Source organism: Actinotalea alkalitolerans, from assembly GCF_023369855.1.
Classification (GTDB): Bacteria; Actinomycetota; Actinomycetes; order Actinomycetales; family Cellulomonadaceae; genus Actinotalea.
Map to the genome: position 1 here is coordinate 100,853 of NZ_JAMBPP010000008.1, position 15,764 is coordinate 116,616.

15 protein-coding genes are annotated in these 15,764 nt (G+C 73.7%); 13 read left to right on the forward strand and 2 right to left on the reverse strand.

The features are described 5' to 3' along the window. Positions 1 to 2 precede the first annotated feature (2 nt). Positions 3 to 1,346 carry a DUF58 domain-containing protein gene (locus M1R94_RS11610; protein WP_249381861.1) on the forward strand — a complete coding sequence of 448 codons (1,344 nt, stop codon included), beginning with the start codon at positions 3 to 5 and terminating at the stop codon, positions 1,344 to 1,346. Further along, a complete protein-coding gene (locus M1R94_RS11615; RefSeq protein WP_249381862.1) occupies positions 1,343 to 1,924 on the forward strand; it encodes a hypothetical protein in 582 nt (193 codons plus the stop codon). Before M1R94_RS11610 ends, M1R94_RS11615 begins: the two co-directional genes overlap by 4 nt. Positions 1,925 to 1,930: 6 nt before the next feature. Here M1R94_RS11615 and M1R94_RS11620 read toward each other — a convergent pair whose 3' ends face one another. Then, the gene (locus tag M1R94_RS11620) at positions 1,931 to 2,962 is read right to left on the reverse strand and encodes an EamA family transporter (RefSeq protein WP_249381863.1); all 1,032 of its coding nucleotides are present in this window, start codon (positions 2,960 to 2,962) and stop codon (positions 1,931 to 1,933) included. A gap of 160 nt (positions 2,963 to 3,122) precedes the next feature. On the opposite strand from M1R94_RS11620, the gene M1R94_RS11625 reads away from it, so the two are divergent. Together M1R94_RS11625 and M1R94_RS20770 are read left to right on the forward strand one after the other, a co-directional pair. Next, positions 3,123 to 3,428: a hypothetical protein gene (locus M1R94_RS11625; RefSeq protein WP_249381864.1), complete on the forward strand. Its 306-nt coding sequence runs from the start codon at positions 3,123 to 3,125 to the stop codon at positions 3,426 to 3,428. Then, positions 3,425 to 5,110: a GPI inositol-deacylase gene (locus M1R94_RS20770; protein WP_249381865.1), complete on the forward strand. Its 1,686-nt coding sequence runs from the start codon at positions 3,425 to 3,427 to the stop codon at positions 5,108 to 5,110. The genes M1R94_RS11625 and M1R94_RS20770 overlap by 4 nt, the downstream gene beginning before the upstream one ends. On the opposite strand, the gene M1R94_RS11635 is transcribed toward M1R94_RS20770, so the two are convergent. Next, on the reverse strand, positions 5,082 to 5,468 hold the full coding sequence (locus M1R94_RS11635; protein ID WP_249381866.1) for a phage holin family protein: 387 nt from the start codon (positions 5,466 to 5,468) through the stop codon (positions 5,082 to 5,084). The genes M1R94_RS20770 and M1R94_RS11635 overlap by 29 nt on opposite strands. A 74-nt stretch (positions 5,469 to 5,542) precedes the next feature. Here M1R94_RS11635 and hisC point away from each other — a divergent pair, with 74 nt between their 5' ends. The 9 genes from hisC (at position 5,543) to M1R94_RS11680 (ending at position 15,736) form a co-directional block, all read left to right on the forward strand. Beyond that, positions 5,543 to 6,610: a histidinol-phosphate transaminase gene (gene hisC / locus M1R94_RS11640; RefSeq protein WP_249381867.1), complete on the forward strand. Its 1,068-nt coding sequence runs from the start codon at positions 5,543 to 5,545 to the stop codon at positions 6,608 to 6,610. Positions 6,611 to 7,008: 398 nt separating this feature from the next. Continuing rightward, positions 7,009 to 7,764 (forward strand): cysteine hydrolase family protein, encoded by a 756-nt coding sequence (locus M1R94_RS11645; protein ID WP_249381868.1) that lies wholly within the window; start codon positions 7,009 to 7,011, stop codon positions 7,762 to 7,764. After that, positions 7,764 to 8,525: an AmiS/UreI family transporter gene (locus tag M1R94_RS11650; RefSeq protein WP_249381869.1), complete on the forward strand. Its 762-nt coding sequence runs from the start codon at positions 7,764 to 7,766 to the stop codon at positions 8,523 to 8,525. The genes M1R94_RS11645 and M1R94_RS11650 overlap by 1 nt, the downstream gene beginning before the upstream one ends. A gap of 302 nt (positions 8,526 to 8,827) precedes the next feature. After that, positions 8,828 to 9,946 (forward strand): pyruvate dehydrogenase (acetyl-transferring) E1 component subunit alpha, encoded by a 1,119-nt coding sequence (gene pdhA, locus M1R94_RS11655; protein WP_249381870.1) that lies wholly within the window; start codon positions 8,828 to 8,830, stop codon positions 9,944 to 9,946. Continuing rightward, positions 9,943 to 10,968 carry an alpha-ketoacid dehydrogenase subunit beta gene (locus M1R94_RS11660; protein WP_249381871.1) on the forward strand — a complete coding sequence of 342 codons (1,026 nt, stop codon included), beginning with the start codon at positions 9,943 to 9,945 and terminating at the stop codon, positions 10,966 to 10,968. The genes pdhA and M1R94_RS11660 overlap by 4 nt, the downstream gene beginning before the upstream one ends. 129 nt (positions 10,969 to 11,097) lie before the next feature. Further along, positions 11,098 to 12,573 (forward strand): dihydrolipoamide acetyltransferase family protein, encoded by a 1,476-nt coding sequence (locus tag M1R94_RS11665; protein ID WP_249381872.1) that lies wholly within the window; start codon positions 11,098 to 11,100, stop codon positions 12,571 to 12,573. 99 nt (positions 12,574 to 12,672) lie between these two features. After that, entirely contained in the window at positions 12,673 to 13,284 is a 612-nt protein-coding gene (locus M1R94_RS11670) for a hypothetical protein (protein ID WP_249381873.1), read from the forward strand. A gap of 84 nt (positions 13,285 to 13,368) precedes the next feature. Further along, positions 13,369 to 15,396 (forward strand): bifunctional copper resistance protein CopD/cytochrome c oxidase assembly protein, encoded by a 2,028-nt coding sequence (locus tag M1R94_RS11675; protein ID WP_249381874.1) that lies wholly within the window; start codon positions 13,369 to 13,371, stop codon positions 15,394 to 15,396. Positions 15,397 to 15,505: 109 nt separating this feature from the next. Then, positions 15,506 to 15,736, forward strand: coding sequence for a DUF6458 family protein (locus M1R94_RS11680; RefSeq protein ID WP_249381875.1), 231 nt, complete (start codon positions 15,506 to 15,508; stop codon positions 15,734 to 15,736). Positions 15,737 to 15,764: the final 28 nt, after the last annotated feature.

Here is a 15,764-nt window from a genome sequence, read left to right on the forward strand (position 1 = left end):
TGATGGCCGCGGGGCAGGGCGGGGGTCGCGGGCCGGGGGAGCCGTGGGTCGTCGACGAGCGGCTCGCGTGGACCCTGGGTGCCGGGATGGTGCTGCTCGTGCTCGGCGTCCTGGCGGGTCGGCCCGACGTGGCGCTGCTGGGGGTCGCGCCCGTCGTCGCCTCCCTGTGGGCATGGGGGAGCCGCCCCCGGGGCGAGGTGTGGGTGGACGCCGAGCGCACCCGCGTGCCCGGCCCCGACGGTGCCCCTGACAGCGGGTCGCTCACCGCCCGGCTGCACCTGGCTGCACCCCCCGGGACCGAGGCCGTGCGGGTCCGTGTCGGACGCCCCGGCCACACGCCCGTCGAGGCGCTGGTCCACGTGCCGGTCACCCGCCAGATCGAGGTCGCGGCCCGGTCGGTGCGGACCGGGCCCCAGCCGCTGTTCAGCATCGACCACCAGGGGCTGGGGCGGGGGTCGCACGTGACCGGCCCGGCCGGCACCTCGACGGCCGACCAGGTGCTGGTGCTCCCGCGCGCCCGCCCGTTGGCCGACCTGCCGCTGCCCGCGCGGCTGCGCGGCCTGACCGGGCACCACGAGTCCCGGCGCCCGGGAGAAGGAGGGGGGCTGCGCGACATCCACCCGTTCGCGCCGGGCGACAGCCTGCGCCGGGTCGACTGGCGCACCACGGCCCGCCGCTCGCCCGGTCTGGAGCAGCTGTACGTGCGTCGCACGGTGGCGCTGGCCGAGGCGATGGTGACCCTCGTGGTGGACTCGCGGGACGACGTCGGCCCCGACCCGGCGACCTGGAGCGGCATGCTTCCGGTGCGGCCCGACGACGCGACCTCCCTGGACCTGGCCCGCCAGGCCGCGGCGAGCATCGCCCAGGCGAGCCTGGCGACCGGTGACCGGGTGGGGCTCGAGGACCTGGGGGTGCGGCTGCGCGCGCTGCGCCCGGGCGCCGGGCGCCGTCAGCTCGACCGGGTGGTCCACCAGCTCGCGGTGCTGCGACCCCTCGGTGAGCCCACCCGGCGGGTGCGCCCACCCGTGCTGCCCTCGGGGTCGATCGTCTACGTCTTCTCGACCTTCCTGGACCCCGAGGCCGCGCGGCTCGCGGTCGTGTGGCGCAGGTCGGGCCACCGGGTGGTCGCCGTCGACGTGCTCCCACCGGTCCGGGTGAGGGGGACGACCGCACGCGAGCGTCTCGCGCTGCGGATCGTGATGATCGAGCGGGAGGACCGGCTCGCCGACCTCACCTCCGCCGGGGCCGAGGTGGTGGTCTGGTCGGACACCTCCCGGGCCTCCGCCCGGCTGCAGCAGCTCGCGCGTCGGTCGCACCGCCGTCCCGGCTCGGGGGGCGGGCGATGACCACCCGCGTCGAGGTGCGGCTCGTCGCCCCGGTGCCCGGCTGGGCGGTGCGGGTCGCCGTGGCCGTCCTCATGGTCGGCTGCGGCGCGCTGGCGGCCCGGGGCGCGACCGGTGCGGTGCTGGTCGTCGGTGCGGCGGGCCTCGCCGTCTGGCGACCGTCGTGGCCGGTCGCCCCGGGCGTGCTGCTGCTGGTGGGGCTGTGGGTGCTGGCCGGTGACGACCTGCTCGGCCCACCGGGGGCCGAGGCCCCTGCGGTACGGCTGGTCCCCGCGATGGCCCTGGTGCTGGGTCTGCACCTGATGGTGCGGGCCGCGGCGCTCGCGGCCCACGTTCCGTGGGGTGGTCTGGTCGAGGGGCCTGTGCTCGGCGCGGTGGCCCGGTCGATGGTCGGCCCACAGCTCCTCGCGCAGACGCTCGTGCTCGCGGTCGTGTGGGTCCGTGGGGGGCTGGGCGGGGTCCTGGTGGGCCAGGGGTGGCTGCGGGTGGTGGTGGTCGCGGCGGTCGTGGCCGCGATGGTGCTCGTGGTGCCGCGCGACTGGTGGCGTCGTCGTCGGCTGCGGGGATGGTCGGCGCAGTAGCGGCCCTCAGGGCAGGACGGCGTCCGACACGGGAGCCGGCGGCGAGACGGGCCGGGTCCGCGCGGTCTCGGCGAGCAGGACACCGGCCAGGACCACCGCGCCGCCGGCGAGCTGGGTCGCGGTCATCGACTCCCCGAGCACCACCCAGGCCACGGCTCCCGCCCCCACGGGCTCGACCATGCCGATCACCCCGGCCCGGGCGGGTCCGATGCGCGCGAGGCCGGCGAGCACGAGGACGTAGGGCACCACCGTCCCGAGAACCACGATCCAGGTGACCAGCGCCCACAGGGGTGGGGTCTGGCCGGCGAGGATCCCGGGCAGCGCGACCTCGGCGGTCAGCACCCGGGTGTCGAAGGTCCACAGCGGCTGCAGGACGATCCAGAACGCTGCCGCGAAAACCATCGAGACGGCCTGGGTGGACAGCGGGTCGCGGGCCCGCACGAGCCGGTCACCCAGCAGGAAGTACGTCGCGAGGCACACGGCGGCACCCAGCCCGGCGGCGACGCCCACCGCGTCCAGGGTGATGCCCTGGCCCACCCGGGCGACCAGGGCCAGGCCGCTCAGGCAGGCGGCCAGGGCCCACCACACCCGGGCGCGCACGGACTCGCGGAGCACGAACCGGGCCCACAGCGCGACCAGCAGCGGGGCGGTGAACTCCAGGAGCAGCGCGACCCCCACGGGGAGCCGGGAGATCGCCACGAAGTACAGCCACTGCACCAGCGCCATGCCGACCACCCCGAGGATGCCGATCGCGGCGAGCTCCTTGCCGCGCACCCGCAGCCGGCCCGGTGCCACGACCAGCACCGCCGCCATGAGGATCACCGCCGACCCGAGCGAGCGCAGCTCGACCAGACGCATGGTGCTCAGCCCCGACTGCAGCGCGATCTTGGAGACGGTGCCGTTGACGGAGAAGAGCAGCGCCGCCACGAGCACCGCCAGCGCGCCGAGGGCAGCCGTGCGGGGGGTGGGTACCGGGCGCGGGCCGGTCGAGGGTGCACCCCCGAGGTGGGGCCGCCGTCCGGGTCGAGGCTCGCGCACGCGCCGACTGTGTCCCATCGACCCGCTGCGCGTCCACAGCGCCGCGGTCGCGCTGCGTCCCCACCCCTCGAGCAGGCAGGGCAGCAGCGGGGTGGCCGCCGGTCCCTAACGTCTGCCGGGTCGGCACCGCAGGGGTCCGACATCTCGGGCGGAGGGCGCGATGACCTGGGTGGTCGACTGCGAGAAGGACCAGCGGCGCACGGCACGCCAGGCCGAGGCCACCCTGGCGGTCGTGGCCGAGGAGCTGCGGCTCGCCCGCCTGCGGGTGGTCGCCGCGCAGGACGTCGACTGGCTCTCGCCTGCGGCGACCGCGTACGGCGCGCGCATCGAGGAGCTCCACGCCAGGCTGGTCCGGCTGACCTCCTGCCTGGACGTCGCCTACCAGGCGGTGCGCGTCCACACCCGCGCCGCGGACGGTCTGCTCGCCCAGGAGGAGTTCTGCCTGGCCATGCCGGAGCTCCGGTGAGCACCGCCGTGCGGCCGGACGGGGACGCGCGTGCCTGGGACGGCTGGGCCGGTGGCGGCGGTCGCGACCTGCCCCAGGGGGTCGAGGTCGTCGGGGGTGTGGGCGGGACGCGCGCCCTGCTGGGCTCGCTGGACGCCGCGGCCGGGACGTTGCAGTGCGCCGCAGGGCACCTCGGCGTGGCGGCCGAGCACGCCCGGGTCGTGACCGAGCTCGTCGAGCAGGCCTCGCGGATCTCCCCGTCGACGGGTCACTGGGCTCGCACCGCGACCGCGCCCCTGACCTCCCCGACGGACGGGCTCGGGGCACAGGTGCAGGAGCTGCAGAGCCTGGTCCTCGGTCTGCTGGGCGCCGCCCAGGGGTACGCCGAGGCCGACCGCGGCTCGGGGGCTCTGCTGCGCGGCCTGAGCATCGCGGTGGGCGGGATCGCGGGCGGCTCGCCGCTGCTGCTCGCGGTGCTCTCCCTGCCGTTGGTGGCCCACGTCGCGGCGCCGCTCGTCGTCGTCGGTGTGACGGCCGGTGGTCTGGCACTGCTGGGTCGGGCCCCGGGGTCCATGGGTCTGGGTGCACGGACAGCCCTCACGGTCGGCCAGACCGTCATGGGCAGGGGTGCGCGCGCGGTGGGCGCCGGCGCGCTGACCCTCGCCGAGCGTCATCGACCGAGCGCACAGGTCGTCGAGGTGATGGTGCCCGGGATGGCGGCGATGGTCGTGAGCCTGCAGCCCGGACCGCAGCTGAACGGCACGAACCCGGTACCGGTCGCCGCCCGCGCGCTCGCCTCGACGCTGGGTGTCGCGTCGGCCGTGACCACCGGCCCCACACAGCTCGTGGTGAGCCCCGTGGTGCAGACCCCAGCGTCGGGCAGGGCAGGTGGCGCCCCCGCCCCGGTGCGCTCGGCGTCCGACGCGCTGGGGCGGGTCACGGTGACCTACCCCGGTGCGGGTGGCCCTCCCGGGACGGTCGAGATCCAACGGCTCGACCACCCCGACGGGACCAGGGCCTGGTCGGTGGCCATCCCCGGGACCCAGGAGTGGGGACCGGGCGGGGGCCCCAACCCGCTGGACCTGACCACGAACCTGCGGCTCATGGCAGGGCTGCCCGACGACGGCTCGGCGCTGGTCCTCGAGGCGATGGCGCAGGCCGGTGTCGGTCCGGACGAGAAGGTCGTCCTCACCGGTCACAGCCAGGGCGGCATGGTGGCGATGCAGCTCGCGTCCGACCCGTCGGTGCGGGACCGGTACACGATCGACACCGTGATCACCGCGGGGTCACCCGTGGGTCACGTCGAGGTCCCCCCGGAGACCCAGGTGATGAACCTCCAGCACGAGGAGGACCCGGTCCACGCGATCGACGGCGTACCGAGCCCGGATGAGAGGAACCGGACGACGGTGGTGCGCAAGCTGGCGTCGTCGAGCGACCCGGCCGAACGGATGCTCGCCCTCAGTGCGAGTGCGTCGCACAGCTGCGCCGCGTACGAGCGCTCGGGCGAGCTCTACGAGAACGCGGCTCACCCGTCCCTGGCCGCCCAGCACGCCCGGCTCGCCGAGGTGCTCGGCGGTGCCGGGACGACGGCCGTGACGCAGCAGTTCACAGGGGTGCGTGTCCCGGTCGAGGGGTCCGGCGGCTCGACCGGTCGCGCGTCCGGTGCGGCCGAGGTCAGTCGCGGTCCCGTGCCCCCGGGATGACGATGCTGAGCAGGAAGCTGACGATCGAGATGATCAGCGCACCCAGCACGGCCGTGCCGAAGTCGGAGACCCGCAGGCCGTAGTCGGTGAGCTCGGAGAGCCAGCCGGTCAGCATCAGCATCAGCGCGTTGACGACCAGCGTGAACAGGCCCAGCGTGATGATGTAGAGCGGCAGGGAGATCAGCTTGACGATCGGCTTGACCACGGCGTTGACCAGGCCGAAGACGAGCGCGACCACGACCAGCACCAGGATGCGGCCGGTCGTGTCGTCCCCGCCCACGACCGTCAGGCCGGACAGGAGCTGTGTCGCGAGCCAGATCGCGACGGCGTTGATGATCACTCGCAGCAGGAAGCTCATGGTCACATCGTTCCATGGTCGGGTGGTCCCGCACAGCGCAATCCGGCAGCACGGCCGGGTGGCATGCTGACCCGGTGAGCTCCCCCCAGGTGCCGTTGCGCGACGCGATCCGCACGCTGCCCGCCTACGTGCCGGGTGCGCGTGCCGCGGCGCAGCCCGACGTCATCAAGCTGTCCTCGAACGAGAATCCCTTCCCGCCGCTCGAGAGCGTCCGCGAGGCGGTCGCCCGGGCCGCGGTGGAGATCAACCGCTACCCGGACATGTTCGCCACCGAGCTCGGCGAGGCGATCGCCGAGCGCCACGGTGTCGTGCCGCAGGCGGTCGTGCCGGGCTGCGGGTCGGTCGCCGTGCTCGGTCACGTGCTCCAGGCCTTCTGCGACGCCGGTGACGAGGTCGTCCACGTGTGGCGGTCCTTCGAGGCCTACCCGATCGCCGTCCGGCTGACCGGCGCCGTCGCGGTGACCGTGCCGCTCAGGGCCGACGGGCGGCACGACCTGGCAGCCATGGCTGCCGCGATCACGCCACGCACCCGGGTGGTCCTGGTGTGCTCGCCCAACAACCCGACCGGGCCGGCGGTACGCGACGACGAGCTGCGGACCTTCCTGGCGGCCGTCCCGCCCGAGGTGCTGGTGGTGCTGGACGAGGCCTACGTCGAGTTCGTCCGCGACCCGCTCGCGCCAGCAGGCGACCGGATCCTCGCCGACCACCCGAACGTCGTGCTGCTGCGGACGTTCTCCAAGGCCTACGGGCTCGCCGGGCTGAGGGTCGGCTACGCCGTGACCCATCCCGACCTCGCCCGGGGGGTCCGCACCGCCGCGACACCGTTCGGGGTCTCGCACCTCGCGCAGGTCGCCGCCCTGGCCTCGTTGCGGGCCACGGACGAGCTGCTCGAGCGCGTGGAGGTGATCGTCGAGCGTCGGGCCGCGCTGCTCGCCGGCCTGCGCGGCCAGGGCTGGTCCGTCCCCGAGAGCCAGGCGAACTTCGTGTGGCTCGCGACGGGTGATCGCACGGCCGAGCGCGCTGCGGAGGCGGCCCGGGCAGGACTGCTCGTCCGGCCGTTCGCCGGCGAGGGTCTGCGGATCAGCGTCGGGGAGGAGGAGTCCGTGGAGCGGGTCCTCGCGCTGACCGGCACCTGGCGCTGATCCTGCGGCCGCTGGTCTCAGTGAGCGAGAAGCCGGGTGTCGACGGTCCCCGCGCGGGGGTACCTTCACCGGTGTGACGACCACAGGAGCGACCCTCGACGCCTTCCGCGTCGCTGTCGTGCCCGGCGCCCTGGGCGCGGGAACCTGTCCCCGCACGAGGCACCTGCCCTGCCCCGCGGGCCGAATGCCCAGCTGAGTCCCGCCCTCGTGCGGGCCACCGCCGTCGTGCACGCCGCAGCGTGCCGGGACGACGGCGTGTGCAGTCCTCGTCCCCACCCGTCCGACCCGTCTCACCTCGCCCGACCTGCTGCTGCCCGGCCGACCGCCGGGTCGTGAGCCGTCCCCACGCGGGACCGGCGGGCCCCACCCGACCATCGCGAGCACCACCAGGAGCGACCATGACCACCCTCGACCTGCGCACCGACCGCACCACCCCCCTCGACCCCGTCCCGCTCGACCCGGCGACCCTGGGGTACCCGGCGACCAACGTCGCGTCCATCCCTCCGCTCGCCGACCACTGGAGGTCCCTGGACCTGCGCGAGATCCTCTCCCGCCCCGCGGCCTTCCTCTCGGTCAGCCAGTCCAACTCGCTGTACCGGCCCGGTGGGGTGCAGTACGCCGAGGGGCACGCGTTCCGGGGGAGCCTGCCGGCGACCGTGACCGCGGTGCAGGCGGCTCGGCGGGCACCCAGCTTCGTGTCCTTCAACTGGATCGGCTACTCGGTGTTCCGTGACCGGTACCCGCAGTCCGACTTCGACCGTGCGCAGTACGCGTCGTGGACGGGTCACCTCGACGCGACCCCCGAGCAGATCGCCTGGGACGACGAGCTCGCTCCCGAGCTGCGTGAGCTGGTGCGCCCGGGGGACAACGAGCTGTACGAGAAGGCGCTGCAGACGGCGTTCGTGGGCACGGACCTGCCCCTCGAGCTGGCCCGCAAGCGTGTCGAGGTCGTGGTGATCACCGGGATCCACCTGGACTGGTGCATCGAGGGCAACGCACGGGCAGCCCGTGACCACGGCCTGCTGCCCATCGTCATCGGTGACGCGACGGGTGCCCAGCGCCCCGACCAGGAGCCCGCGGCCTTCGAGCGGATCAACAGCTTCTTCGCACCGGTGATCTCCTCGCAGACCTTCGTCGACCTGCTGAGCCACTGATGGGCGACGTCGGTCTGCTCCTGGTGGGCGTCGTCCTCTTCGTCAACGGTCTGGCGGCGCTCGGGGTCGTGCCGGCCCGCAGTGCGGCACCGCTGAACTTCTTCGTCGGTACCGCGCAGGTCGTCCTGCCGACCCTCGTCCTGGTCCAGAGCGGCTCGGACCCGGCAGTCCTGGCCGCGACCTGGCCGAGCTACCTCTTCGGCATCACGTACCTCTGGTACGGGTTCCAGATCATCCACGGCATCGAGCCGCAGGGGTTCGGCTGGTACAGCTCCTTCGTGGCGGCCGTCGCGGCGTTCCATGCGGTGACCTCGGTCGGCAGCGACCCGGTGTTCGCTGTCATCTGGGCCACCTGGGCGATCATGTGGACACTGTTCTTCCTGCTCATGGGTCTGGGGCTCACCCACGTGGGGACGCTCGAGCTCGGTCGGTTCACCGGCTGGTTCCTGGTGTGGCTGGGCATCCCGACGTGCACCGTCTCGGCCCTGTTCCTGCTCGAGGGCCGGTGGAGCACGAGCGCGACCGCCGGTTGGGCCGCGCTGGCCGGACTCGCGGCGCTCACGGTGCTCTCGGTCGCCCTCGCCCGCTCGGACGTCGCCCGCTCGGTGGTGACTGACGGCGTGCACGACGGTGACAGTAGGCACGACGGCGTCAGCGCGCACGGTGCCAGCGCGCACGGCGACCAGGCCGGCCGCACCGAGTCCCCCGCGTCCGCCGGAGCCGACGCGGAGGAACCCGCCCTGGCGACGACACGCAGGTAACCCGGGCCGCACGCGCCGCCGCCGCCCACCACACCCCGCCCTCCCCCGCGAGGTCGCACGTCCGCACCGAGGACGCACGATCGCCCGTGCGTCCTCGGTGCGGATGTGCGACTTCGGCGAAGTAGCGCCGGTGCAGGCGGTGGTGGGCGAGGGTGGCCGGGGGCGCGGGGGATGAGGCATGGTTGGCGGGTCGGCACAGGGCCGTGCGCACAGGTTTGTGAAAGTCCTGCAGACCTAACCTACGGTCGCGTAGCCTACGCTGACGTAAGTTAGCCGGCCATCGCCCTGGAAGGACCCCCTGCGTGACCGAGCCCGACCTCGTCCAGCTCCTGAGCCCCACCGGGCAGCGGGTGGACCACCCTGACTACTCCCCACGCATCGCCCATCTCGACGCCGACGCCCTGCGGGGTCTCTACCGCGACATGGTGCTGGTGCGGCGCTTCGACACCGAGGCCACCGCGCTCCAGCGGCAGGGCGAGCTCGGCCTGTTCCCGCCGGCACTCGGGCAGGAGGCCGCCCAGGTCGGCTCCGGCCGGGCCCTCGCGCCCCAGGACTACGCGTTCCCCTCGTACCGCGAGCACGGTGTCGCGCACACCCGCGGCGTGGACCTGGCCGACGTGCTGCGTCAGTTCCGCGGCATCGACCACGGCGGGTGGGACACCGAGGCCCACAACTTCCACCTCTACACCCTGGTCATCGGCTCGCACACGCTGCACGCCACGGGGTACGCGATGGGCGTCCAGCGTGACGGGCTGGTCGGGTCGGGCGACCCGGCCAGGGACACGGCCGTCATCACCTACTTCGGTGACGGTGCGACCTCGCAGGGAGACACCAACGAGGCGTTCATCTTCGCCGCGGTCAACAACGCCCCCCTGGTGCTGTTCTGCCAGAACAACCAGTGGGCGATCTCCGAGCCCACCGACCGCCAGTCCCGCGTGCCGATCGTCGAGCGGGGTCGCGGCTTCGGGGTGCCCAGCGTCCGGGTCGACGGCAACGACGTCCTGGCCTGCTACGCGGTGACCCAGGAGGCCCTCGAGCGTGCCCGCACCGGGGGCGGCCCGACCTTCATCGAGGCCTACACCTACCGGATGGGCGCGCACACCACCTCCGACGACCCGACCCGCTACCGCTCGGCCGCCGAGGAGGAGCACTGGCGCCAGCGCGACCCGATCGACCGCCTGCGTGCTCTGCTGGTCGCCGACGGCGAGCTCGGCCAGGACTTCCTGGACGAGCTCGCGGCCGAGGGCGACGCGCTGGGCGCCCGCCTGCGCGAGACGGTGCGGGCCATGCAGGCCCCCGACACCTCGACCCTGTTCGCCGACGTCTACGCCACGCCGCACTCGGTGGTCGACGCCGAGCGGGAGTGGTTCACGGCCTACGAGGCCTCGTTCACCGACGGCGCGCAGGAGGCGACCCGATGACCGGCACCGACATCGGCCGCGACGGCACGGACGGGACAGCGACGACCGAGCGGCTGACCCTCGCCAAGGCGATCAACACCGGGCTGCGCCGATCCCTCGAGCGCGACCCCAAGGTCATGCTCATGGGCGAGGACATCGGCCTCCTGGGCGGGGTCTTCCGGGTGACCGACGGCCTGCAGAAGGACTTCGGACCGGACCGCGTGGTCGACACCCCGCTCGCCGAGTCCGGGATCGTCGGGACGGCGATCGGCCTCGCGCTGCGCGGCTACCGGCCGGTGTGCGAGATCCAGTTCGACGGCTTCATCTTCCCGGCCTTCGACCAGATCACGACCCAGCTCGCCAAGATGCACTACCGGTCGCGTGGGCGGCTCACCCTCCCCGTGGTCATCCGGGTGCCCTACGGCGGTGGCATCGGGGCGGTCGAGCACCACAGCGAGTCCCCCGAGGTCCTGTTCGCCCACACCGCGGGCCTGCGGGTGGTCACCCCCGCCACCCCGGGGGACGCCTTCACGATGATCCAGGAGGCCATCGCCTCCCCCGACCCGGTGCTCTTCTTCGAGCCCAAGGGTCGGTACTGGGACAAGGGCGACGTGGACACCGCGGGTGCGGCGGGCGGCGGGCTGGACACCGCCCGGGTCGCGCGGGTCGGCACCGACCTGACCCTGGTCGCCCACGGCCCCACGGTCGCGACCGCGCTGCGCGCCGCGCAGGCCGCGGCGGCCGACGGCATCAGCCTCGAGGTCATCGACCTGCGCAGCATCTCCCCGCTGGACACCGCGACGGTCGCGACCTCGGTGCGCAAGACGGGGCGTTGCGTCGTCGTGCACGAGGCGCCGGTGCTCTACGGCACCGGCGCCGAGGTCGCGGCCCGCATCACCGAGGAGTGCTTCTTCCACCTCGAGGCCCCGGTGCTGCGGGTCGGCGGGTTCCACGCGCCGTACCCGGTCGCGCGGCTCGAGCACGAGTACCTGCCGAGCATGGACCGCGTGCTGGACGCGGTCGACCGCGCCCTGGCAACGTGAGCGGTCGTCCTCAGGGGCTGGTGCGCACGTGACGGGTGCGCAGCGCACCACCCGTCCGTGATCTCCCGCCGTCCGTGATCGCCCGTCCCGACCGCAGGCCCCCCGCCCCCGACCACGCAGGAGCATCCCGTGCCCAGGTTCGAGCAGTTCCGCCTCCCCGACGCCGGTGAAGGCCTGACCGAGGCCGAGATCGTCGCGTGGCACGTGGCGGTGGGCGACACCGTGGAGATCAACCAGCCGATCCTGGAGATCGAGACCGCCAAGTCACTGGTCGAGCTGCCCTGCCCCTTCGCCGGGGTGGTCACCGAGCTGCTCGCCGAGCCCGGCACCACGGTCGAGGTCGGCACGGCGATCATCACCATCGACACCGACCCCGGCGGGGACCCCGCCGAGCCGGGTGGCACGTCCGGGGCGGCGTCGTCCGCCGGCACCGGCACCTCGTCCGACGGCGCTCCCTCGGCCGACGACGAGCCCAGCGGTGCGGTGCTCGTCGGCTACGGGGTCGCGGGCCACAGCGCGAGCCGCCGTCCCCGCCGGGCCGCCGACGTCCCGGTCGCCGTCCAGGAGGCTCCCGCGCAGGAGGCTCCCCCGCGCGACACGCCCGCACCGGCGCCCGCGACACCGGCACCCGCCCCGAGAGCCGCCTCCGCGCCGGCCCCCGCCGCCACGTCCCCCGCGGGGCAGCCCGCGCGCGCCACCACACCGGTGCTGGCCAAGCCGCCGGTCCGCAAGCTCGCCAAGGACCTCGGGGTCGACCTGGACACCGTCTCGCCGAGCGGACCCGGCGGCATCGTGACCCGCGAGGACGTCGTGGCCCGCTCGCGGGACAACCAGCCGCAGGCCCTGGCCACCTACGTCGGGGACGACCAGCCCTGGCTCGCCTCGGGCACCGTCGCCGACGACGGACGCACCACCCGCGTCCCGGTCAAGTCGGTGCGCAAGCGGACCGCCGAGGCGATGGTCGCGAGCGCCTTCACCGCCCCGCACGTCTCGGTGTTCCACACCGTCGACGTGACCAAGACGATGCGTCTGGTCGCGCGGCTGCGCGAGGACCGGGAGTTCGCCGACGTCCGGGTCACCCCGCTGCTGATCGCGATGAAGGCGTTGCTCATCGCGGTCAACCGGCACCCCGAGGTCAACGCGAGCTGGCAGGACGAGACCCAGGAGATCGTCTACAAGCACTACGTGAACCTGGGGATCGCGGCGCAGACCCCGCGAGGTCTGATCGTGCCGAACATCAAGGACGCCCACCGCCGCTCGCTGCACGACCTCGCCGTCGCGCTCGCCGACCTGACGGCCACCGCCCGCGCGGGCCGCACCACGCCGTCGGACATGACCGACGGCACCATCACGGTGACCAACGTGGGGGTGTTCGGCATCGACACCGGCACCCCGATCCTCAACCCCGGGGAGTCGGCGATCCTGGCCTTCGGGGCGATCCGGCAGCAGCCCTGGGTGCACAAGGGCAAGATCCGGGTGCGTCACGTCACCCAGCTCGCGCTCTCCTTCGACCACCGGCTGATCGACGGCGGGCTGGGCTCACGGCTGCTGGCGGACGTCGCAGCGGTCCTGGAGGAGCCGGGCCAGGGCCTGGTCTGGAGCTGAGGTCGCCGGGCCGCGACGCCGACGGCCGCCGGCCTCGGGTGTGCGAGAAAACCGGGCGAACCCTCCCATAGCACCCGCGGTCGACGCTACTGTGCCCCCGTGACAGTTCTCCGTGACCTCCCCGCCGTGCAGGTCACCCGCAGGGGAGACGACATGATCGACCAGACGAGGCTCGACAACGCCGGGTTCCTGGCCGCCCTGCACAAGCTTCCGCCCTACGACGGCATCACCTTCCGTGGGCTCGCGCGCAGCGAACCGGCACCCTCGATGGTCGCCGCGGCCGCCGGGGTGATGGCCAGCTCCCACAGCGCCCGGGTGGCGACCGAGAACTTCACCTGCTCCACGGTCCTGGCGGTGCTCAACCGCTCGGGCCGGGACATCTCCTCCTTCTCGCCTCATCCCGACGAGCAGGAGGTCGTGCTGCGACCGGGCTCGGTCTGGCGTCCGCTGACCACCCTGCGCCTGCGGGACCCCGACCTCGAGGTGAGGATCCTCGAGGAGCTCGACGTGACCGGGGTGATCCACCCTCCGGTGGCATGGGGCACCACGGTCGAGGAGGTCGTGCGCCGGGTCACCCGCGCGATCCACAACGCGGGCGACGACGATCCCGTCCCGGTTCGCCTGGTCGGCAAGTTCGCCGGGCCCTGGGTGACCTCGTTGCCCATGCCGGCGCAGCCCGAGCCGCGGATGCGGCTGCACCGCCTGGTCTGAGGCCGCCCCCTGCTGGCCCGGGACCATGTCGTCCGGGACCGACCTCGTCCGGGACCGACCTGCGCGTCGCCGTAGGCTGGGTCGGTGCCCGAGCAGAGCGTGACCACCCCCCGCCCGCTCGCGGTCGCAGCGGTCGTGGGCGTGGTGGTCGTCGGTGTCCTGGCGGCCGTGGCCGGGGTCGCGTACTCCGGGGCGGCGCTGCCCTCGGTGATCCTGGACCCCGGGGGCGTGGTGCGCTGGGGGCTCCCGGTGGTGACGGTCGTCGCCGAGCTCGCCGCCTCGGTGAGCCTGGGCGCCCTCGTGCTGGCCGCGTTCGTCCTGCCGCGTGGCACCGGACGCACCCCGTCGGACGGGCGTGCCTGGCCTGCGGTGATGGTCGTGGCCTCGGTTGCCGCGGGCACGTGGGCGGTCACCGGGGTGGTGCACCTGGTGCTGACCTACGGCAGCGTCACCGGCAGCGCCGTCGGCGGCCCGACGTTCGGCTCGGAGCTCGGCCTGTTCGTGGCGTCGGTGTCGCTGGGGCGCACGCTGCTGGGGATCATCGTCGTGGCCGCCGTCACGTGTGCCCTCGCACTGCTGGTGACCTCGCCGGTCGGGGCCCTGGGCACCGCGCTGTTCGCCGGGGTCGCGCTCGCGATGCAGTCCCAGACCGGGCACGCCGCGGGCAGCGTGAGTCACGACCTCAGCATCTCCTCGATGTTCCTGCACCTGGGGGGCGCCGCGACCTGGATCGGTGGCCTCGCGGCCCTAGCCCTGGTCGCCCACCGGCTGGGGCCCGACCTCGCGCCCGCGGTGGCCCGCTACTCGCCCGTGGCGGCCTGGTGCTTCGTGGCCGTGGCGGTCTCGGGGACGGTCAACGCCGCGATCCGGGTCGGTGGGCTCGAGGGCCTGACGACGACCTACGGCTCCCTCGTGGTGGTCAAGGTCGTGCTGTTCTGCGGGCTCGGGCTGCTGGGGCTGGCGCACCGACGTGCCGTCATCCCCCGGCTGGTGGCACGGACCGGCTCGCTCGAGCCGGGTGCGGCCACCCGCGCACCGTGGCTGTTCTGGCGGCTGGTCGCGGTCGAGCTGGCCCTGATGGGCGCCGTCTCGGGGGTCGCGGTCGCACTGTCCAGCACCGCCCCGCCCGTTCCGCAGCTCCCCGTGGGTGAGCTGACCCCTGCGGAGATCGTCACCGGGCACCCGCTGCCCCCGGCGCCGACCGTCGAGCTGTGGCTGACGAGCTTCCGCTGGGACCTGATCCCGGCCCTGGGCTGCCTGGCTGGTGCGGTGGTCTACCTGCGCTGGGTGCGGCGGCTGCGGCGGCGCGGCGACCGGTGGCCGGTGGGTCGCACGCTGTCGGCGCTGACCGGTCTGGTGCTGCTGGCGTGGACCACGTCGGGCGGGCCGGCGGTCTACGGGCACGTCCTGTTCAGCGCCCACATGATCCAGCACATGGTGCTGGTGATGATCGTGCCGATCTTCATCGTGCTCTCGGCGCCGGTGACCCTCGCGGCGCGCGCCCTGCCCGCTCGGCTGGACGGCTCGCGCGGACCACGCGAGTGGATCCTCGGGCTGGTCCACTCGCGGTGGGCCATGTTCTTCGCCCACCCCGTGGTCGCCGCGGTGAACTTCGCCGGCTCGATGATCGTCTTCTACTACACGGTGCTGTTCGAGCTGTCCCTGACGACGTACATCGGGCACCTGGGAATGATCGCGCACTTCTCGGTGGCCGGGTACCTGTTCGTCAACGCCCTGGTCGGCATCGACCCGGGGCCCCAGCGTCCCGGCTACCCCGTGCGCATGCTCCTGCTCTTCGCGACCATGGCCTTCCACGCCTTCTTCGGGGTCGCGCTGGTGAGCGCCGAGACCCTGCTGGTCCCCGAGTGGTTCGGGCTGCTGGGTCGCCCGTGGGGCCCCTCGGCGATCGCCGACCAGCAGACCGGCGGGGCGATCGCTTGGGGGATCAGCGAGCTGCCGATGCTCGCCCTGGCGATCGTGCTGGCCCTCGCGTGGACCCGTGACGACGAGCGCACCGCACGGCGGCGTGACCGGGCCGCCGACCGGGACGGCGACGCGGACCTCACCGAGTACAACGCGATGCTGACCCGCCTCGGTGACCGGGACGCCTGACCGCCGTCGGCCCGCCTTCACCCCCTCTCAACAGGCGGGACCGGTCGATCTTCGCCATGCTCGGGGCGTATCGGACGGTTCACCCGTCCCTGGAGAAGGAGACACGACCATGGGAATCGGAAGCGGAATCTTCCTGATCGTGATCGGCGCGATCCTCGCGTTCGCCATCGCACCCGACACCTGGGAGGTGGTGAACCTCAACGTGGTGGGCTACATCTGCATCGGCGCCGGGATCCTCGCCCTCATCCTGGGCCTGATCTACAACCAGCAGCGTGCGAACACGAGCCACCGTGAGGTCACCGAGCACTACGACGACCGCCGGCCCCCGCCCGCCGTCTGAGCAGCGCCCGCACCTCGCACGTCACGGA

Excerpts from the sequence above, each read along its gene's own strand:
- M1R94_RS11680 (WP_249381875.1), top strand. The coding sequence starts at position 15,506 with ATGGGAATCGGAAGCGGAATCTTCCTGATCGTGATCGGCGCGATCCTC.
- M1R94_RS11660 (WP_249381871.1), top strand. The coding sequence starts at position 9,943 with ATGACCGGCACCGACATCGGCCGCGACGGCACGGACGGGACAGCGACG.
- M1R94_RS11635 (WP_249381866.1), bottom strand. The coding sequence starts at position 5,468 with ATGAGCTTCCTGCTGCGAGTGATCATCAACGCCGTCGCGATCTGGCTC.
- M1R94_RS11645 (WP_249381868.1), top strand. The coding sequence starts at position 7,009 with ATGACCACCCTCGACCTGCGCACCGACCGCACCACCCCCCTCGACCCC.
- M1R94_RS11615 (WP_249381862.1), top strand. The coding sequence starts at position 1,343 with ATGACCACCCGCGTCGAGGTGCGGCTCGTCGCCCCGGTGCCCGGCTGG.
- M1R94_RS11625 (WP_249381864.1), top strand. The coding sequence starts at position 3,123 with ATGACCTGGGTGGTCGACTGCGAGAAGGACCAGCGGCGCACGGCACGC.
- M1R94_RS11650 (WP_249381869.1), top strand. The coding sequence starts at position 7,764 with ATGGGCGACGTCGGTCTGCTCCTGGTGGGCGTCGTCCTCTTCGTCAAC.
- M1R94_RS11610 (WP_249381861.1), top strand. The coding sequence starts at position 3 with ATGGCCGCGGGGCAGGGCGGGGGTCGCGGGCCGGGGGAGCCGTGGGTC.